This window comes from Arcobacter rhizosphaerae (assembly GCF_049472155.1).
Lineage (GTDB): Bacteria > Campylobacterota > Campylobacteria > Campylobacterales > Arcobacteraceae > Arcobacter_B.
This window is the reverse complement of sequence record NZ_JBMOVW010000002.1, coordinates 1-18,693: the sequence shown is the minus strand read 5'-3', so window position 1 is coordinate 18,693 and position 18,693 is coordinate 1. Positions and strand designations below refer to the sequence as shown.

19 protein-coding genes are annotated in these 18,693 nt (G+C 28.1%); 4 read left to right on the top strand and 15 right to left on the bottom strand.

Annotation, left to right across the window (positions count from 1 at the left end):
• Nucleotides 1-125 precede the first annotated feature (125 nt).
• Genes rpiB through folD form a run of 3 tightly spaced genes read right to left on the bottom strand, consistent with a single transcriptional unit; the run spans nucleotide 126 to nucleotide 2,225 of the window.
• Entirely contained in the window at nucleotides 126-581 is a 456-nt protein-coding gene (gene rpiB / locus ACH5BH_RS03145; protein WP_423297421.1) for a ribose 5-phosphate isomerase B, read from the bottom strand.
• A complete protein-coding gene (gene lepB / locus ACH5BH_RS03140; RefSeq protein ID WP_423297420.1) occupies nucleotides 581-1,366 on the bottom strand; it encodes a signal peptidase I in 786 nt (261 codons plus the stop codon). The genes rpiB and lepB overlap by 1 nt, the downstream gene beginning before the upstream one ends.
• The gene (folD, locus tag ACH5BH_RS03135) at nucleotides 1,359-2,225 is read right to left on the bottom strand and encodes a bifunctional methylenetetrahydrofolate dehydrogenase/methenyltetrahydrofolate cyclohydrolase FolD (protein ID WP_423297419.1); all 867 of its coding nucleotides are present in this window, start codon (nucleotides 2,223-2,225) and stop codon (nucleotides 1,359-1,361) included. Before folD ends, lepB begins: the two co-directional genes overlap by 8 nt.
• 153 nt (nucleotides 2,226-2,378) lie before the next feature.
• Here folD and ACH5BH_RS03130 point away from each other — a divergent pair, with 153 nt between their 5' ends.
• From ACH5BH_RS03130 to ACH5BH_RS03115, 4 genes are read left to right on the top strand one after another with little or no spacing between them, the layout of a single operon-like run.
• Nucleotides 2,379-2,915, top strand: coding sequence for a 50S ribosomal protein L25/general stress protein Ctc (locus ACH5BH_RS03130; RefSeq protein ID WP_423297418.1), 537 nt, complete (start codon nucleotides 2,379-2,381; stop codon nucleotides 2,913-2,915).
• A gap of 10 nt (nucleotides 2,916-2,925) precedes the next feature.
• Complete coding sequence (gene pth / locus ACH5BH_RS03125; protein ID WP_404306277.1) at nucleotides 2,926-3,480, top strand: aminoacyl-tRNA hydrolase; 555 nt, start codon at nucleotides 2,926-2,928, stop codon at nucleotides 3,478-3,480.
• Between the two features lies 1 nt (nucleotide 3,481).
• Complete coding sequence (locus ACH5BH_RS03120; protein WP_404306275.1) at nucleotides 3,482-4,549, top strand: LptF/LptG family permease; 1,068 nt, start codon at nucleotides 3,482-3,484, stop codon at nucleotides 4,547-4,549.
• 13 nt (nucleotides 4,550-4,562) lie between these two features.
• On the top strand, nucleotides 4,563-5,009 hold the full coding sequence (locus tag ACH5BH_RS03115; protein WP_404306273.1) for an NUDIX domain-containing protein: 447 nt from the start codon (nucleotides 4,563-4,565) through the stop codon (nucleotides 5,007-5,009).
• Here ACH5BH_RS03115 and ACH5BH_RS03110 read toward each other — a convergent pair.
• The 12 genes from ACH5BH_RS03110 to ACH5BH_RS03055 all read right to left on the bottom strand — a co-directional run bounded on the left by ACH5BH_RS03110 (nucleotide 4,972) and on the right by ACH5BH_RS03055 (nucleotide 18,693).
• Entirely contained in the window at nucleotides 4,972-6,588 is a 1,617-nt protein-coding gene (locus ACH5BH_RS03110; RefSeq protein ID WP_423297417.1) for an N-acetylmuramoyl-L-alanine amidase family protein, read from the bottom strand. The genes ACH5BH_RS03115 and ACH5BH_RS03110 overlap by 38 nt on opposite strands.
• A gap of 98 nt (nucleotides 6,589-6,686) precedes the next feature.
• On the bottom strand, nucleotides 6,687-7,769 hold the full coding sequence (locus ACH5BH_RS03105) for a nitronate monooxygenase (protein ID WP_404306269.1): 1,083 nt from the start codon (nucleotides 7,767-7,769) through the stop codon (nucleotides 6,687-6,689).
• 13 nt (nucleotides 7,770-7,782) lie between these two features.
• Entirely contained in the window at nucleotides 7,783-8,991 is a 1,209-nt protein-coding gene (tyrS, locus tag ACH5BH_RS03100; protein WP_404306267.1) for a tyrosine--tRNA ligase, read from the bottom strand.
• Nucleotides 8,992-9,008: 17 nt separating this feature from the next.
• Entirely contained in the window at nucleotides 9,009-11,153 is a 2,145-nt protein-coding gene (locus ACH5BH_RS03095; protein WP_404306266.1) for a RelA/SpoT family protein, read from the bottom strand.
• A gap of 40 nt (nucleotides 11,154-11,193) precedes the next feature.
• Nucleotides 11,194-11,412, bottom strand: coding sequence for a DNA-directed RNA polymerase subunit omega (locus ACH5BH_RS03090; protein ID WP_404306264.1), 219 nt, complete (start codon nucleotides 11,410-11,412; stop codon nucleotides 11,194-11,196).
• 19 nt (nucleotides 11,413-11,431) lie between these two features.
• Nucleotides 11,432-12,139, bottom strand: coding sequence for a UMP kinase (pyrH, locus tag ACH5BH_RS03085; protein WP_404306262.1), 708 nt, complete (start codon nucleotides 12,137-12,139; stop codon nucleotides 11,432-11,434).
• A gap of 64 nt (nucleotides 12,140-12,203) precedes the next feature.
• Nucleotides 12,204-13,271 (bottom strand): ATP-binding protein, encoded by a 1,068-nt coding sequence (locus ACH5BH_RS03080; RefSeq protein WP_404306261.1) that lies wholly within the window; start codon nucleotides 13,269-13,271, stop codon nucleotides 12,204-12,206.
• Complete coding sequence (pdxA, locus tag ACH5BH_RS03075) at nucleotides 13,268-14,194, bottom strand: 4-hydroxythreonine-4-phosphate dehydrogenase (protein WP_423297746.1); 927 nt, start codon at nucleotides 14,192-14,194, stop codon at nucleotides 13,268-13,270. Before pdxA ends, ACH5BH_RS03080 begins: the two co-directional genes overlap by 4 nt.
• A 5-nt stretch (nucleotides 14,195-14,199) precedes the next feature.
• A complete protein-coding gene (locus tag ACH5BH_RS03070; RefSeq protein WP_423297416.1) occupies nucleotides 14,200-14,979 on the bottom strand; it encodes a pyridoxine 5'-phosphate synthase in 780 nt (259 codons plus the stop codon).
• Nucleotides 14,980-15,061: 82 nt separating this feature from the next.
• Nucleotides 15,062-16,471 carry an anthranilate synthase component I family protein gene (locus ACH5BH_RS03065; protein ID WP_423297415.1) on the bottom strand — a complete coding sequence of 470 codons (1,410 nt, stop codon included), beginning with the start codon at nucleotides 16,469-16,471 and terminating at the stop codon, nucleotides 15,062-15,064.
• Nucleotides 16,472-16,483: 12 nt separating this feature from the next.
• Entirely contained in the window at nucleotides 16,484-17,407 is a 924-nt protein-coding gene (locus tag ACH5BH_RS03060) for an SPOR domain-containing protein (protein WP_404306255.1), read from the bottom strand.
• Nucleotides 17,408-17,430: 23 nt separating this feature from the next.
• Nucleotides 17,431-18,693 carry a serine hydroxymethyltransferase gene (locus tag ACH5BH_RS03055; RefSeq protein WP_423297414.1) on the bottom strand — a complete coding sequence of 421 codons (1,263 nt, stop codon included), beginning with the start codon at nucleotides 18,691-18,693 and terminating at the stop codon, nucleotides 17,431-17,433.

Below are 18,693 nucleotides of genomic sequence, written 5' to 3'. Positions count from 1 at the left end.
GGGTCTTTTTTATCATCTCCAAAAAACATCATTTTTTTCCCTAGTAGCATTAAGGCTACAACAGCAAACATCATTAAATATACTTGCCAAGGCTCTCTCATGAAAAATCCTTTTTTATTTTAGTTTTATACTCTACAAGAACCCATTTTCCCTAAAGCATTTATTTTTGCAACTCTTCCTTCGTGTCTTCCACCTTCAAAAGAAGAATTATTCCAAGCATCAACTATAGCTTCAACCATTCCATATCCAGAAACTCGCTCACCCAAACAAATTACATTTGCATCATTATGTTCTCTAGCCATTTGAGCTGAATATTCATTGTGACAAAGTGCAGCTCTAATACCATCAAATTTATTTGCAGCCATACTCATACCAATACCAGAACCACAGATTAAAATACCTTTGCTTCCTTCATTATCTAATACATTTTCACATACTTTTGCCGCAAAATCAGGATAATCAACTCTATCTTTACTATTTGGTCCTAAGTCAACTACTTCATGGCCTCTTTTTTCAAATAACTCTTTTACGTAAGCTTTAATATCAATACCTGCATGATCAGCCCCAATAAAATATTTCATTAATAAATTCCTTCTTTATGTTCTATTTTAAAATTTTTCTTGTCCATTTCTTCTTCTAATGTTTCTACAGACTTAAACATTCTATCCCATCTAATTTTATAATCATCATCCCATGAGAAGTAAATAAACCATGGTTTCCCCACTATATATTTATAAGGAACTGTTCCCCAAAATCTTGAATCATTAGAATGATCTCTATTATCTCCCATCATAAATGTTTCATCTTCTGGAATTTTTACAGGCATCATATTAAATAGTTTACTTGGATGTAAACCATTATTTACAACATTTGGATCATTATGAATTCCTGGATGCTCTTTTTTGTATGGATTTATAACCCAAAGTTTATTATCATACTCTATAATATTTTCTTTTGGATAATTTGCTTTTACGTACTCATCCCCTTCTTTAGGATGAAGGTAAAGGTTTTTATTTTTAATAAAAATAATATCTCCACCAGTAGCAACTGCTCTTTTTACATAATGTATCTTTTCATTTTTTGGATATCTAAATACTACAATATCACCTCTTTTGGGTCTATCTCCTTCTATTAAATGCCCATTGTCATTAAAATCAGGAAGTACTTTTACTTCAAGCCAAGGAATCCTTGGTGTTGCTATCCCATAAGAAAATTTCTTTACAAAAAGCATATCCCCGATTAATAAAGTATTTTTCATAGAACCACTTGGAATTACAAAAGCTTGTGCCACGAAAAAAATAATTGTTAGTACTATTACAATAGTACCAGTCCATGAAGAGGACCAGTCATATAATTTTCTAAACATTTTTACCTTCTCTTTTATCTCTTAATTTTGCAGCTTTAAGAGTATTTTTAAGTAGCATACCAATTGTCATAGGTCCAACTCCTCCTGGAACAGGTGTAATAAATGAACATTTATCTTTACAATCTTCAAAATCAGCATCCCCAGTTAATTTACCTGTATCAAGTCTGTTAATCCCAACATCAATTACAACAGCACCATCTTTTAACATATTACCTTTAAGTAAGTGTGGAACACCAACTGCTATGATTACTATGTCAGCAGCTTTTGTATGAGCACTCAAGTCTTTTGTTCTTGAGTTACAAACAGTTACAGTTGCTTTTGCATTTGTAAGTAATGATGCCATTGGTTTACCAACAATATCAGATGAACCAATAACAACACAATTTTTACCACTTAATTCAATATTATGTTCCTCAAACATTCTCATCACACCAAAAGGAGTTGCTGGTAAAAATGAATCTAAATTAGAAACCATTCTTCCTACATTGTATGGGTGAAAACCATCTACGTCTTTTAGTGGATTAATAGCTTCTAAAACTGTAGTAGTATCAATATGTTTAGGTAATGGTAATTGAACTAAAATACCATCAAGTTTTGGATCATTATTCATTTTTTCGATTAATTCTAATAACTCTTCTTGAGTTGTAGTCGATGGTTTTGTATGTACCTCTGAGTAAATTCCAGCAGCTTCACAAGCTTTGTGTTTGCTATTTACATAAGTTGCACTTGCAGCATCATCTCCTACTAAAACTACTGCTAATCCTGGAGTAATTGATTCTTTATTTTTAAGTTCTTCAACTTCAACTCTTACTTCTTCTTTTATTTTTGCAGATAACGCTTTCCCGTCTATTAATGTCATGGAGCTTAACCCTTATTTATATTGTTAATTTAAACAGATATATTATCTAAAAATCGATTACAAAAAGTTAAACTTAAAATAGAGTAAAACTTAAACAAACTTAAAGTTACTTTCAGGTAAAATCGCGCTTCAAAATTAAAAAAAAGGATAGTTATGTTAGAGGGTATCGTAAGAGATAGTATGACAAAACAAGCAACAAAAACTTTAAGAAGAGATGGTTTCTTAATTGCAAACATTTACGGAAAAGGTTTAGAGAATATTTCAGCTGCATTCAAAAGAAATGATTTTATTAGATTTATGAAAAATAAAGATAGTTTAGCATTTGATGTAAAAGTTGGAGATAAAGAATTAAAAGTAGTAGTTCAAGAGTACCAAAGATGTCCAATCACTTCTGATTTATTACACGTTGATTTAATGGTAGCACAAGCAGGTGTAAGAGCATCTTACAAAGTTCCTGTAGTAGCAACTGGTCTTGCAAAAGGTATCAAAAATAAAGGTCTTTTAATGGTTCACACTAAAAGAGTTCCTGTTAAATGTGCATTTGAAAACTTACCAGAAAACTTCACTCTAGATGTAACTGACTTAGATGTTGGGAACAACATCTTAATTAGAGATTTAGAAATGCCAGAAAATGTTGATTGTTACTTAGATCCAAGAGTTCCAGTTGTTGGTGTAATTAAAGCTAAGTAATTTTAGACTTATGAACTTAATAGTTGGTCTTGGAAATATTGGTGAAAAATACCAATTAACACGACATAATGTAGGATTTTTAGTTATCGATGAGATAACTAAAAACCTTACAACTGCAAATATAAATAAAGCAAACTTTCACTCAACACTTTTAAAATCAGGCTACAGCCTATATTCAAAACCTACAACTTATATGAACAACTCAGGATTAGCAGTTCATGCCATAAAAGAGTATTATAAAATTGAATTAGAAGATATAATTGTTATTCATGATGATTTAGATTTACCATTTGGAGCTGTAAAGTTCAAAATTGGTGGAGGTCATGGGGGACATAATGGTCTAAGATCACTTGATTCTCATATTGGAAAAGATTATATAAGAATAAGAATAGGTATTGGAAAGCCTGCAAATAAAAGCGAAGTTGTAAATTATGTATTAGATAACTTTTCAAAAGAAGAATTAAATAAACTACAAGATATAATACCTCATACTATTAAAGCGATTGAAGCACTTAAAAGTGGGGAAGACATCGCTCAAGTAAAATCTAAATTTACATTGAAATAAAATGAGCATATTAACTAAATATATTTTAAAAAAATACTTACTAAATTTTATTATTGTTTTAATCTCCCTAGAACTTTTTTTCGTAGGAATAGATTTTTTACAAAATTTTAAAAGTTTACCTAATTCAGCAAACTTACAACTTTTATATCTTTTATATAATGCTTTTTTTACTTTAACATTAGCATTACCTTTATCTATTATTTTTGGATGGATAATTACCTTGGTTTTATTTATAAAAAATAATGAACTTGTTGCTTTTAATGCTGTAGGAAGTACTAGAAGTAAAATATATATGCCTGTAGTAATAATATCGATTTCATTGATATCATTATTAGTTTTGCTTCAAGCAACACCTTTAGCATACTCTTATGATCAAAAAAGAAAAATCTCTAATGGAGATTATTTCACTAATACAAAAGCAGATATTTTTTTAAAATATAATGATAATTATGTATATTTCAAAAAATTATTACCTTTGGAAAAAAAAGCTGAAAATATCCATATTTATAAAGTAAAAGACAATGATATTACTCAAACAATTATTGCTAAAAATGCTTATTTTCAAAATGATAGATGGTATATAGTAGATGCAAAAGTAATAACAAAACCTTCAAATTTGGAAAAAGCCAATGCAAAGCTAGAAGTAAAATACGAAAAGTTTTTACACACTCTTGATGGATTTAGACCAAAAATTTTGGATAATGTATATGAATCAAAATCTAATTTTTCTATTTTCGATGCAGCTTCAGCTTTAATATTATTAACAAATCAAGGAATTAATACGGATAAAATTAGAGGAGCTTTATATAATCAAATAGTTGTACCATTTTTTGTTATTCCTTTGATTCTGTTGACATTTGCTTTTGCTTCTTTAAATAGTAGATTTTTTAATATGGGAAAATTTGTTTCTTTTAGTGTTTTTGGAACACTTATAGTTTGGGGTATATTTTTTATGCTTTATAAGTTTACAAATGGTGGTATTTTAATTCCAGAAGTGTCTATTTTACTTCCAATGGTAATTTGGGTACTATTATCACTTTATATTTATAATAGAAAAATAAATTCCTAAAGGTAATACTTAAATGAAATCACATGCAAAAGCTTATGGTGTAGTTCCTTATCTAGTTGAAAATAATGATATTAAGATTTTATTATGTAAATCAGTAATGAGTAGAGATAAATGGGGTTGCCTAAAGGGAATGAAGTTAAAAGATGAAACTGCTTTTTCTTGTGCCAAAAGAGAGTTTTTAGAAGAGAGTTCTATTGATATTGAAATAGGCTTATTTGAAGATTATTTTGAACAAATTAATCTAGAAAAAGATATAGGAATTTGGTTAGTAAATGCTAATAATATAGAAGATTTAGATGAGAAATTTAATGATTATGTTTTAAAAAGTAATTATTTATCTTGGGAGAATTCAAAAGTAAAGTTTTTTTCATTGGATGATTTACCTCCTATAAAGAAAAAACAATCAAAACTTATAAATGAGATTAAGGATTTTTTAGAAAATAAGAATCTATTCCATTAGCAATACCTTTTGCTAATAACTTTTGGTATTGAGTACTATATAATCTTTTACTTTCAATAGGATGAGACATATATCCTAACTCTATTAAAATAGAAGGCATTTGAGCTCCTACAAGAACCCAAAATGGTCCTTCTCTTACTCCTGAGTCATTTACACCTTTATATTTTGTTTTAACTGATTGTAAAAGCCCTGCTTGTACATCAATAGCTAGTTTATGTGAAGCTGTAATTCTTGGTCTGTTTAATGATTCTAAAAATGCAGCTTTTGTTGAGTTACTCATTTTTCTTACATCAACACTATTTTCTTTTGCAGCAACTCTTTTTGCTCTTTCATTTCTAGCAGGGCTTAAGAAAAATGTTTCAATTCCAGATATTCTATGGGCTTTACTTTTTGGAACTGAGTTTGCATGAATTGAGATAAAAATATCTGCATTTTTTTTATTTGCTAAAATTGTTCTATTTCTTACTTTTATAAAACTATCATTATGCCTTGTTAAATAAACTTTATAACCTCTTTTTTTTAGCATATAGTATAATTGTTTTGAAACTTTTAACGTAACAACTTTTTCATACCTTTTATTTGGTCCTACAGCTCCTACATCTTGTTTTCCATGTCCAGGGTCTATTACTACTACTTTATCTTTGAAAATGTTATATAGACTGTTTTGTGAAGTTTTTGATGTAGTAGGTAGATTAAGTATTTTTATTACTAATTCTTTTTTATTAACTATGTAAATAAGTTTTAAATCTTTTTTATTGCTAAGTCTAAGTCTTAGGTTATTTGAACTAGTTTGGCCTACTGCAATTTTATCTATACCATTTATTTTAAGTTTTATTGGTTTTGCATATTTAAATTTACCTTTGATATCAAAGACTTCTTGAACTAATCCATTACTTTTATATGTCACATATTTAACATCTTTTTTTGATATATTTTTATTAAATTCAACAATTATTTTATTTTCTTGAGTATACAAAGTTCTTATGTTATTCTTTTTATCAATAAACTTATTATCAATTATAGGTGAAGGTTTACTTATAGAAATTGTTTTTTTCTTTTGTATTTTTAAATCATCAATAGTTATAATGATTTGTTTTTTATCTACTAAATATGAAGTTTTAAGATTTTTTTTATTTGCTATTACTATTCTTAAGGTATATGGTTTAAACTGTCCTACTACAATTTTATCAACACCTTTTATAGAGATTTTGGTCTCTTTTGCAAAAGGAAAATTGCCTTTTAAATCATATACATCTTTAGTTAAATCTTTGCTTTTTAACTCAAAAAATCTTAAAACATCATCTTTACTTACATTATTTGAGTAGTTAATTACTATATTGTTTTCTAATGTATATATAGACTCAATTTTATTTTTTGTTGATGTTTGAAAGAAATTTGTTTTTTTTGTTTCTGTAATTTTTTTCCCAAGAGATTTATCTTGTCTTTTTAATAAAATCTCAAGTTTTTTCTTATCAGGAGTTGTATCTTTATTTAATTTTTTCCCTAAAATAATAAGTTTTCTTAAGGAATTTATTTTTTGTTCATTGTCTTTTTTTAGAACTGCTTTTAGGTAGCTCATTTTAGATGAATGATATTCATCTTTTAAGCTATCACTAAAAGCATTTAAAGAAAATGTTATTAGTAAAAGGTTAAGAATAAAAAATTTTTTAAAAATTTTTATTCTCCTTTTGTTAATTTTTCCATTAGTTCTTTAACACTAATAATTTTGTTGATTCTATAACCATTTGCACCAGTGAAAAATAAACCTGTATCAGTATCTCCATTGTATGCTGCACTAAGTCTATCTGCAATACAATATCCTACTGCTTTAGCTTCAACTCCTCTATTACAAGGAGCTACACAGTTTGAAATACATTGTACTTTTGGTGCAGTGTTATTTTCCATAGAAAATTGTAAATTAGTTCTAACTGATCTTGCTGGTAATCCAACAGGTGACTTACCTAATTTAATATCTTCTTCTTTTGCATTTAAAAGAACATTTTTAAGATTTGCATGTGCATCACATTCATAAGTTCCAATAAATCTTGTGGCCATTTGTACACCTGTACAACCTAAAGCTTGGAATTTTTCAATATCTTTTTTATCCCAAATTCCACCAGCTGCAATAATTGGAATATCTTTACCCCAGTTTTTTGATTCTTCAATAACAGGTCCAACTATATTTTCTAATTGAAATTCTTCTTTAAAACAATCTTCATATTTAAATCCTTGATGACCTCCACTAAGTGGACCCTCAACGATTATTGCATCTGGAACTCTATTATATTTTTGCCATTTTTTACAAATTAGTTTTAATGCTCTTGCACTAGATACAATTGGTACCAATGCTACATCTGGATAATCTTGAGTAAATTGAGGCATGTTTGTAGGAAGCCCCGCTCCTGTAATTATGATGTTAATACCTGCTTCACAAGCATCTTTTACCATTCTTCCATAATCATTACAAGCATGTAAAATATTACATGCTAAAGGTGCGTCTCCACAGATTTTTCTTGCATTTTCTACAATTTCAAAAAATGCATCTCTTGAATAAAAATTTGCAGCATCTTTAGGCTTATCTTTTCTCATTACTACTTGTACATTTTCACTTTTATGTCTATAGTATCCTGTACCTACAGAAGAGATAACTCCTAATCCGCCTTCTTTACTTACATTTCCAGCTAATTGATCCCAACTTATTCCTACACCCATTCCTCCTTGGATGATTGGATGTTTTATTTCATATTTTCCTATTTTCAAAATTAGCCCTTATTTATTTTATTAATATCTTAGCGAAATTCTTTTTACCTTTTTGTAAAATATACTCACCTTTTTCTAAATTTAGTTTATCATCTGTTACTTTTTGTTGGTCAATTTTAACTGCACCAGCTTTAATATCTCTTCTTGCTTGAGAAGTAGAATTTACAAGATTAGCATCAACTAGGACTTGACAAATCCAAGAATTTTCTTCAAATGTGTATTCTTCTATTTCAGTTGGGATGTCTTTTTTGGCAAATACTTTTTTGAATTCTTCTTTTGCTTGCTCACCTGAACCAATTCCATGGTATCTATCAACAATTTCAACTGCAAGCATATCTTTTGCATCTTTTGGATGAACAGTTTTTTCATCAACTGCTTTTTTTAATTCTTCAATTTCTTTTAATGATTTAGAAGATAATAATTCAAAATATCTCCACATTAACTCATCTGAAATTGATAAAACTTTTCCAAACATATCAAATGCTTCATCTGTAACACCAATATAGTTACCTAAAGATTTAGACATTTTTTGAACCCCATCTAAACCTTCTAAAATTGGCATCATAAGTACAGCTTGTTGTTTTTTACAGTTATAAGCTTTTTGTAAAGTTCTTCCCATTAATAAGTTAAATTTCTGATCAGTTCCACCCATTTCAATATCAGTATCCATAGCAACTGAGTCATATCCTTGTAATAATGGGTATGTAAATTCACTTACAGCAATTGGAGTTTTTGCAGCATATCTGTTTGCAAAATCATCTCTTTCAAGCATTCTTGCTACTGTTAAGTTAGAAGCTAAACCTATAAGTCCTGCTGTTCCTAGTTCATTTAACCATTTTGAATTAAACATTACTTTTGTTTTTTTTGGATCTAAAATTTTAAATACTTGTTCTTTATATGTTTCTGCATTTTTAAGTACTTGTTCATTACTTAAAACTTTTCTAGTTTCACTTTTTCCTGTTGGATCACCAATACTAGCAGTGAAATCTCCAATTAAAAATTGAATAATTCCACCAAATTTTTGGAAAGTTGCCATTTTTTGAATTAAAACTGTATGCCCTAAATGTAAATCAGGTGCTGTTGGATCAAATCCAGCCTTTACATTAAAGTTTTCACCTGTTTCAAAATATCTTCTAATAAGTTTTTCAATTCTTTCTAAATCTATTATTTCAGCAGTTCCTCTTTTGATTTCTGCTAATGCTTCTTTAATTTTTTGTTCCATTAACTTATTTCCTTCACTTAATTTTTATATGCATCTTTTTTTGAAAAAAATTCTATTACTTTTACTTTTTTTTCTATAATTTTTTTAACTTCGTCTATATTTGATTTATTAATTTCAAATTCAATATCACAATATTGTCTATATGAGTGTTTTTGTCTACCATAATCTACAGATAATATATAACCTTCATATTGACTCATATATGTTAACAATCTAGCTAATTCACCTTTAGTATTTGGAAGACTTACTAGCATTTTATATTGATATAGTGTATCTCTTGTCCATTTACAAAATAACATTTGGTGTTTTTGTTTGATTTTTTCGTATGCTTTATCACACATTTTATGGTGAAGTATTGCTTCATTACCATTTCTAAAGGCTACTATGTCATCACCAAATTTTGGATGACAACAGTGGTCAAATGATACAGAATTAATACTAAAATTTGAATATACTAAGACATTATCAAATTTAAATTCTTTTACTTTACTAGTTAAAATCTTAAATCTAGTTACTAAACCTTTATCTTTTACTATGCTTTTTTCAACTGTTTGTTTTACATATTTAAAGTACTCAGGAATTTCTGGAACTTTATATGGGGCTTCAAAAGGGTATTTTTTCGAAACTTCATTGTGATATCTTGAAAAAATAGTATCAATTATATTTTTACCTGACATTTCATCAATTTCTCTTTTTCTATGTGCACATAAAAATTTGATTTGTTTTTTTGCTCTTGATGTTTTAACCATATCATACCAAGTACATCTAGGAATCTCTTTATCTCCTATTTCTATTGTTACAATATCTGTACTTTTTAACTCTGTAAGAAGAGGCTTTTTAATTTTATTTATATAACAAGCAATAGCTTTTTTACCAATATCACTGTGAATAGCAAAAGCAAAGTCATAAGCAGTTGAACCAATTGGTAGATTAAATGTCTCACCTTTTGGAGAGTAAACTACCATATCTTCATCATGAAGATCATTTTTTGTATCTTGATAAAACTCTTCAATATTATCATTTGAAAATTCTAAAGATTTTAGCCAGTTTAAATTTGTAGTATTCTTTTCACCTGATTTATATTTCCAGTGTGCTGCAATACCAAATTCTGCAATTTTATTCATTTCAAATGATCTTATTTGAATCTCATAAATTTTTGAATTTGAAAACACTGTTGTATGTATAGTTTGGTAACCATTCTCTTTTGGTGTTGCTACATAGTCTTTAAATCTTGAAATTAAAGGCTTAAATTCTAAATGAATAAAACCTAAGGCTTTATAACATGCAATATCATCTTCTACTAAAATTCTAATAGCAAATAAATCAAGTACTTCATCTATTGAAATACCTTTTCTTTGCATTTTTAAATAAATAGAATAATGATGTTTAACTCTACTATAAATTTTAAATTTTTCTGGATCAAAGCCATTTTTTTCTAAAAGCTTAGTTGTTGTAGCAATAAAATTATTAAAATTTAATTGCATTGCATGTTGTTGTTCTTGTAAAAACTTATCAATTTGTTTATATTCATTTGGATAAATATAATAAAAAGCTAAATCTTCAAGAGTATTTTTTAAAGTAGAAATACCAAGCCTATTAGCAATAGGTACATAAACAACTAAAGTCTCTTCTGCGATTCTTTTTTGTTTATTCGCTGGAAGTGCTGATAGAGTTAGCATATTATGTAATCTATCACAAAGTTTTACAACTAAAACTCTAACATCATCAATAGATGCAATAAGCATTTTTCTAAATGTTAGTGCAGAAGAGATTAATTTAGAGTCATTTTTACTATTTGAAGATATAAATTCACTTTCTCTAATTTCAACAATTTTTGTTAAACCATCAACCATGTGGGCAATATCACTACCCCATTGTTCTGTAACATAATCTAATGAAAAATTTGTATCTTCTACTACATCATGAAGTAGGGCTGTTGCTATAATAGCTTCATCTTGGGAAAAGTGAGCAGTAATACAAGCAACAAGAATTGGATGCACACAATAAGGTTCACCGCTTTTTCTAAACTGACCTTCATGAGCTTCTATGATAAAATTGATTAAATCGTGTAGTTTAGGGGAAAGATTTGTTTGGTTATTAAGTTCTGCTAAAGCATCTTCAACAGTATTAATATTTTGAATTTTTGTAATAAATGGATCCATGATCACCAACTAAAGTTATAAAAGCTTTAAGCTTTTATAACTATGCTTCTTCTACAAAACCATCAATTTTTAATAAACCATTTGCAATTTCATCAATTGCAATATCAGTATATTTCATATTTTGAGTATTTTGTTCTAATAGTGGTTTTGCACCTTTACTTAATTCATCAGCTCTTTGCCCAACAGCAATAGCTAAGATATATCTATCATTATTTACTTGCTTTAAGGCTTTTGTCATTCTTTCTTCTAATCTCATCATTAAAAATCCTTTTTTATTTCTATTTTACAATTGAGCATTTACTATAATCACCTTTGATGATATTTAGTAAATTACTTTTTTCATTCATATTTGCTACAACAATTGGAAGGTTGTTATCTTTAGCAAGTGCAATTGCTGTATCGTCCATAACTTTAATATGATCTTCTAATGCTTTGTCATAACTGATTGTATCAAGTTTTACTGCGTCATCATATTTCATAGGGTCTTTATTATATACTCCATCAACTTTAGTAGCTTTGATTAGCATAGATGCACCAATCTCAGTAGCTCTTAAAGTTGCAGCTGTATCAGTTGTAAAATATGGATTTCCAGTTCCAGCACTAAAAATTACAACTCTTCCTTTTTCTAAATGTCTCATTGCTTTTCTTACAATAAATGGTTCTGCTATTTGTTCCATTTTAATTGCTGTTTGTAATCTTGCACTTAAACCTTTATATTCTAAAGCTTCTTGCATCGCAACGCCATTAATTACTGTTCCCATCATACCCATATAATCAGCACTAGTTCTTTTAATAACACCATCAGCAGCAGCTGTTACACCTCTAATGATATTACCACCACCAATAACAATACCAACTTCAATACCATTATCAACTAGTTCTTTGATTTCATTTGCAATATAGTCTAAAATCTTAGTATCTATACCGTAACCTTCATCTCCTGCTAATGCTTCTCCAGAAAATTTTACAAGTACTCTTTTATTCATCTATGTTCCTTTACAATTTTGCGATTATATCTAAGTTTTAATTAATATTTGATTAACATTGCTTTTAACTTAAAGCCCATTCATAAAAAGGAAGTACATTTATCTTAAATTTTTTATGTTTAATTATCTCTGTATTTGAAATAGTTATAATAAAAAGTTCTTTTATATTATTTTCACTCATATTTTTATAAATTTTTTTTAAAGTGGCATTCATTAAAAATGTATTAAAAAATGGAATAGCAACAATTGCATGACTCTTATTTTTTAAATAAAAGTCTATAGAATCTAAGTAATAGATTTCTTTGTTTTTATGTATTAGTTCCAAAAAAATCATATTTGTAAACTCATTTTTAAACTTTTTTGTATGACTTATAACATTTAAAAAACTATGATTATAAGAGTATATTTTCTTAGTAGCTTTTTCTTGGTTATATTTAGATAGAAAATAAACTATATTTTCACTCTCTAGTTTTTTACAAGTATCATAAAATTTATCTTTAGAGATTTTTATTTTTGATTTAAGGGTAGTAAATAGTTGATATAAAGATTTCTTTTCATCAATGTTTTCAAATAAAATATTTAATATTCTAAAATGTGTATCATCTTTTGCTTGTAGTTTTATAATTTCTTGAAGTCTTTGGGCTTTTCTATGTTCTTCAAAGTTTGATATTTCTGGTAAATTTCCATATTTTAAGAAATTGTTAAAACTTTGAGTAGTATTTTGATATTTTTTATCATGGAGCAAATACTCTTCAAAATCTAAAGGGAATACAGTAATATATCTAAAACCTTTAAGTTTTTTATCTATATTAGAACTTATTATTATACTTTCACAATAAGGAATATCAAAGCTAAAGTCAAAATTTTCAATTACTAAGACTTTAATCTTTTTCTCTCTTAAAAATTCATCTAAAAATATTTTTATTTCTTCTTTATCATTTCTTGGATCATAAAAGTCTATATAAATATATTCTTGTGTTTTAAAGTTGGATAAATAGTCATATATTAAAAAACTTTTTCCTACTTTAGGAGCACCTTTTATTATAGTTTTAGGGTGTGTAACTCTGATTTTTCTCTCTATGAAATTAATTTTTGAAAAATTAATCTCATAGCAAGCTTCTAATGTTTTCATTTATTTTTTATTAGATTTATAGCTTCTTTAATTGCATTTATATAACTTTTTGTATTTAGTTTTTGGTTTTTATATGCAATATTAAAAGCTGTTCCATGATCAACAGAAGTTCTAATAATCGGAAGATTTAGGCTTACGTTTATACTTTCATCAAAATATAAAGCTTTAAGAGGTGCTAAGCCTTGATCATGATACATTGCTACATAATAAGTATAGTTTTTTCTTGACATTGGTGAAAATGCTGTGTCTGGAACTAAAGGACCTTTAAAGATGTTTTCTTTTAATTCTTTATTTGCAGTTTTAATAGCCTTAAAAATTTGAACTTCTTCTTCCCCTAAAACACCATTGTCACTTGCGTGGGGATTTAATCCTAAAACACCAATATTTTTAGCTTTTGTATTTTTGTGGAAGTCTAGTAGAAATTTTAATAAATCTTTTTCTTCTACTTTTTTAGCAACTTTTCTTAAAGGAATATGTTCTGTAAAAAGTCCTACAAACATTTTTTTACATCCAAGCATCATTATTGCATTTTTTCCAAAATAGTCTCTTAGAACTTCTGTATGACCTTTATATTTTATATCTGCTTTATTCCATGATTCTTTATTAATAGGTAAGGTACAAACTGCATCTACTTTTTTCTCATCAGCTAATTTAATAGCTTGCATAAATGAATCAAAAGAGTATTTCCCTGCTTTTCTTGTAACTACCCCTGGTCTAATTTCATGTTCGCCTTTTACTTTAATAGTAGTAAAATCATTAGGAATATTAAGTTTTAATTCTTTTGTAGCACTTTTTAGCATTTTTTCACTAATACAATATATTGGTTTACAAAGTTTTGAAATTTTTTCATGACTTCTTAATGCAATTTCGATCCCAATACCGTTTAAATCACCAATACTTACAGCTATTTTAGGTTTCATAATTATCCCTATTTAATTAAGTTTTTCATTTCTATTATTGCGTCTTTTAAACCTGTAAAAACAGATCTGGCAATAATACTTTGGCCAATATTTAACTCTTTAATACCTTTTATTTCAGAAATTAAAGTTACATTTTGATAATTTAAGCCATGACCTGCTGCTACTTTTAAGTCATTTTTTTCTGCAAATTTTACAGCTTTTTTAATTTCTTTTATTGATAAAGAAAGTTTTTGTTTTAGTTCTTCTTTACTAAGTTCTAATTGTTTTATACTATGGTGTGTTGTTGATAAGTTAGTATTTAACATTGCATAGATATTGGCAAACGAACCTGTGTGCAGTTCTATCCATTCTACTTCAAGTTTTTTTGATAATTCAATGGCTTCTTTTGTTGGATCAATAAAAAGTGAAACTTCTATTTCATTTTTATGAAGTTTTTTTATTGCTCTTTCAAGTTTTTTATATGAACCTTTTAAATCAAGCCCACCCTCAGTTGTAACTTCTTCTCTTTTTTCTGGAACTAGTGTTGCACGTGCAGGTTTTAACTTGCATATAATATCAATAATATCTTCATCAATTGCACACTCTAAGTTTACAGGTAAGGCTGATTGTTCACAAATTACTTTTGCATCATTATCATGAATATGTCTTCTATCTTCTCTTAGATGAATTGTGATTTGATCTGCACCACTTAGTTTACATATACTTACAGCATCTAATGGGTTTGGGTCGTTGATTTTTCTAGCTTCTCTTAAAACAGCAATATGATCTATATTTACACCAAGTAACAAAATAGGTCCTTTAATAATGGATTAATTTCAATGATGAAATCATATCCAATATTAAATAAAGAAGAGAATAAAAATTAGTTTTTTAAGATAAGTCTTTTAACGTAGCAATATTTGCAGCAAGTTTATTATGAACTTCTAAATATTCATCTTCTGGTTTACTATCTGCAACTACACCTGCACCTGCTTGAAAAATTACTTTATCATCTGTAATCATAGTTGTTCTAATAGTAATACAACTATCCATATTTCCATTGAAACCAAAATAACCAATACTTCCTGAATAGAAGTTTCTTTTAATTCCTTCAAATTGTGCTATTAATTCCATAGCTCTAATTTTAGGCGCTCCTGTCATAGTTCCAGCAGTAAAAGTTGCCATAAATAAATCAAACATATCATATTTATCATCTATTATTGCTTCTACATCTGATACTATATGCATTACATGTGAGTATTTTTCAATTCTCATTAAATCAGTAACTTTAACAGTTCCAGCTTTTGCCACTCTTCCCACATCATTTCTTCCTAAGTCAACAAGCATTAGATGTTCTGCATTTTCTTTTACATCATTTTTAAGCTCATTTTCCATTTCAATGTCTTTTTCTAAAGTTTTACCTCTTTTTCTTGTACCAGCAATTGGTCTTAACAATAAATGACCATCTACTAATTTTACCATTACTTCTGGTGAACTTCCTGCTATACAAAAGTTTTCATATTCTAAAAAAACTAAATATGGACTAGGGTTTTTACTTCTAAGAGATCTATAGAAACTTAGATTGTCTACTTTTGCTTTTTGAATAAATCTATTTGACATAAGAATTTGAAATACATCACCTGATCTAATCATTTCTTTTGATTTTGCTACCATTTCAAAAAACTGTTCTTTAGTGAAATTAAATTTTCCTTCATCTAAAATTTCAGCTTTCTTTGGTGCTTCATAATTATATGGAGTATAAAGCTCTTGTTCAATTTTATCAAGTTCACTTTTTTGAGAGTCAATAGAAGTTAACATTATTAGTTTAGATGTTTTATGGGAAAAACCTAGAATTATATTTGGTCGTATTAAGTCTAAATCGGGAATATTTAGTTGATCTTCTAAAGAATTCATAGAGTTTTTAAGAGTAGGTTCAAACTCTTTGCCTATATCATATCCAATATTTCCAATAAATCCATCTACAAAACCAATACCAAGTTCTAGTGCTTTTTGTTTATAAAACTCTTTATCAAAGTTTTTATAATAGTTTTGTAAAAATTTTAAAGGATTAGAATCAACTTCTTTGATATTTCCTTCTTCATTTTTAAAATAGCAAATTCCATTTTCATACCAAACACGTTCTCTTGCTCCTATTACTATGAAAGAATAGTTCCCATCACTAGAGTTGATAGTACTTTCAAAAAGAAATGTAACTTCTTTTTGATATAGGGCTTTTACCTTTTCATATATTGAAACAGGTGTAAATTGGTCTAAAAATAGTTCTTTACTATAAAAATTCATTAATTGTCCAGTTTAAAATTTAAGAACATAAGCACCGCTTAGGTTCAGTTTTTTCTTAATATCTTCTACATTTTGTTTTGCCGTTGCTCTTGATGAATAAGGTCCAATAAGTACTTTGTTATACATTTTTCCTTTTACATCAACTTTATATATTTTATATTTTAGATTTGCACTTCTAATTTTATTTATATAATTAGCACTTGGTGTTTTACTAAATGCTCCAATTTGCACAAAGTAACCTTTTGGTGCTGCATTTGATGAACTTTGGATTAAGTCTTTAACGCTTTTTTTAGGTTTTACTTCTACTTTTGGTTCTTCTTTTTTTACAACTTTTTTAACAACTTCTTTTTTTTGTTCTACTTCTTTTTTCTTTTGCTCTTTAATTTTAGCAATTGTTGCATCTAAGTCACTCTCAGCTATTGAAGGTTTATTTTTAGGTTTTTCTTCTTCAATTACGCTTTGTTTTATTTCATTTAACTTCTCTTCTGAAATAATTTCTTCGTCTTCATTGCTTTTTTTAACTCTATCATTCATTATTTTTTGAAAATTTTCTTCTATGTTTTCTTCTTCATTTGATTGTGAAAACTCAGTTTCATTTTGATTTGAAGTAAAAGGATCCTCTTTTGGACTATCTGTTAAAAGGCGAATTACAATGATAGTTAATAAAAATACTACAACTAAAACTAATCCTAAAATTAGATATTTTTTCTTGTTCTCTTCATTTGTTCTTGAAGATTGAAGCATGATATTATCCAATTCTTGTTCTGTTGGGTCTTCATTATTTCTTTGAGCTTTTGGAGGAACATTATTATTTAAATTAGTAGAAGCTCCTATATGACTTTCTACTTCTTCTAATTCATTTAATTTCTGTTCTAACTCTTCTCTTTCTTGATGTACTTGGATTTTTTTTAAAAAATCATCGCCTTTAATTTCCATAATTGATCCTTATTTATCAAAATTTAGTAAGTAGACTGATTATAAATAACAAACTTGTTAGCTAAATCTTTTAATTCAGCTTTAACAGTAGCTTGAAGATCAGTATTTTCAATATCATCTAATACATCAGCAATTTTATTTGCTATATATTCAAACTCTTGCTCTTTCATTCCTCTTGCTGTTAATGCTGGTGATCCAATTCTAACCCCTGATGTTACAAATGGTGATCTTGTCTCACCTGGTACTGTATTTTTATTTACAGTGATACCTGCATTTTGTAATGCTGCATCTGCATCTTTACCTGAAAAGTCTTTATTTAAAAATGATACTAATACTAAGTGATTATCTGTTCCACCTGATACAATATCATATCCTCTTGAAACTAATACTTCTCCAAGCTTAGCTGCATTTGCTTTTACTTGCTTAGCATAGTCTTTCCACTCTGGAGCTAAAATCTCTTTAAATGCTACTGCTTTTGCAGCCATTACATGAACTAAAGGTCCACCTTGTAATCCTGGGAAGATTGCTGAATTAATTTTCTTAGCAATATCTTCATCATTTGTCATAATCATACCACCTCTTGGACCTCTTAAAGTCTTGTGAGTTGTAGTAGTAACTACATCTGCATAAGGGAATGGTGATTGATGTTCATTTGCTGCAACAAGTCCTGCAATGTGAGCAATATCAGCAAATAAAATAGCTCCAACTGCATCTGCAATTTCTCTAAACTTAGCAAAATCAATCTCTCTTGCGTAAGCTGATGCTCCACAAACAATGATTTTTGGTTGAGTAATCTTAGCAATTTCCATTACTTTATCATAGTTAATTCTTCCATCTAATTCTACTCCGTAGTAGAATGCTTGGTAGTTTTTACCAGAGAATGAAGGTTTAGAACCATGAGTTAAGTGCCCACCATGAGATAAGTCCATACCTAAGATTTTATCACCTGCTTTTAATAATGCTGCATATACTGCACCATTTGCTTGTGAACCTGAGTGAGGTTGAACATTTGCATAGTTACATCCAAAAATTTCACAAGCTCTATCAATAGCTAATTGTTCAGCTTTATCTGCGAATTCACATCCACCATAATATCTTTTGTATGGATAACCTTCTGCATATTTATTAGTAAATACAGAACCCATTGCTTCCATAACTGCTGGTGAAGTAAAGTTTTCACTAGCAATCATTTCTAAGTGTGTTGTTTGTCTTTCTAACTCTTGCTCAACGATATCAAATATCTCTTTATCTGCTGTCTCTAAGTTTGCGCTTGATATGTAGCTCAT

Bases quoted from the DNA above. Each gene is read 5' to 3' on its own strand.
- folD (WP_423297419.1), bottom strand. From the start codon at position 2,225: ATGACATTAATAGACGGGAAAGCGTTATCTGCAAAAATAAAAGAAGAA.
- ACH5BH_RS03055 (WP_423297414.1), bottom strand. From the start codon at position 18,693: ATGAGCTACATATCAAGCGCAAACTTAGAGACAGCAGATAAAGAGATA.
- ACH5BH_RS03060 (WP_404306255.1), bottom strand. From the start codon at position 17,407: ATGGAAATTAAAGGCGATGATTTTTTAAAAAAAATCCAAGTACATCAA.
- ACH5BH_RS03110 (WP_423297417.1), bottom strand. From the start codon at position 6,588: ATGAGCTACCTAAAAGCAGTTCTAAAAAAAGACAATGAACAAAAAATA.
- ACH5BH_RS03115 (WP_404306273.1), top strand. From the start codon at position 4,563: ATGAAATCACATGCAAAAGCTTATGGTGTAGTTCCTTATCTAGTTGAA.
- ACH5BH_RS03130 (WP_423297418.1), top strand. From the start codon at position 2,379: ATGTTAGAGGGTATCGTAAGAGATAGTATGACAAAACAAGCAACAAAA.
- ACH5BH_RS03090 (WP_404306264.1), bottom strand. From the start codon at position 11,412: ATGATGAGATTAGAAGAAAGAATGACAAAAGCCTTAAAGCAAGTAAAT.
- tyrS (WP_404306267.1), bottom strand. From the start codon at position 8,991: ATGGAACAAAAAATTAAAGAAGCATTAGCAGAAATCAAAAGAGGAACT.
- pyrH (WP_404306262.1), bottom strand. From the start codon at position 12,139: ATGAATAAAAGAGTACTTGTAAAATTTTCTGGAGAAGCATTAGCAGGA.
- lepB (WP_423297420.1), bottom strand. From the start codon at position 1,366: ATGTTTAGAAAATTATATGACTGGTCCTCTTCATGGACTGGTACTATT.
- ACH5BH_RS03120 (WP_404306275.1), top strand. From the start codon at position 3,482: ATGAGCATATTAACTAAATATATTTTAAAAAAATACTTACTAAATTTT.
- pth (WP_404306277.1), top strand. From the start codon at position 2,926: ATGAACTTAATAGTTGGTCTTGGAAATATTGGTGAAAAATACCAATTA.
- ACH5BH_RS03065 (WP_423297415.1), bottom strand. From the start codon at position 16,471: ATGAATTTTTATAGTAAAGAACTATTTTTAGACCAATTTACACCTGTT.
- ACH5BH_RS03095 (WP_404306266.1), bottom strand. From the start codon at position 11,153: ATGGATCCATTTATTACAAAAATTCAAAATATTAATACTGTTGAAGAT.
- ACH5BH_RS03080 (WP_404306261.1), bottom strand. From the start codon at position 13,271: ATGAAAACATTAGAAGCTTGCTATGAGATTAATTTTTCAAAAATTAAT.
- rpiB (WP_423297421.1), bottom strand. From the start codon at position 581: ATGAAATATTTTATTGGGGCTGATCATGCAGGTATTGATATTAAAGCT.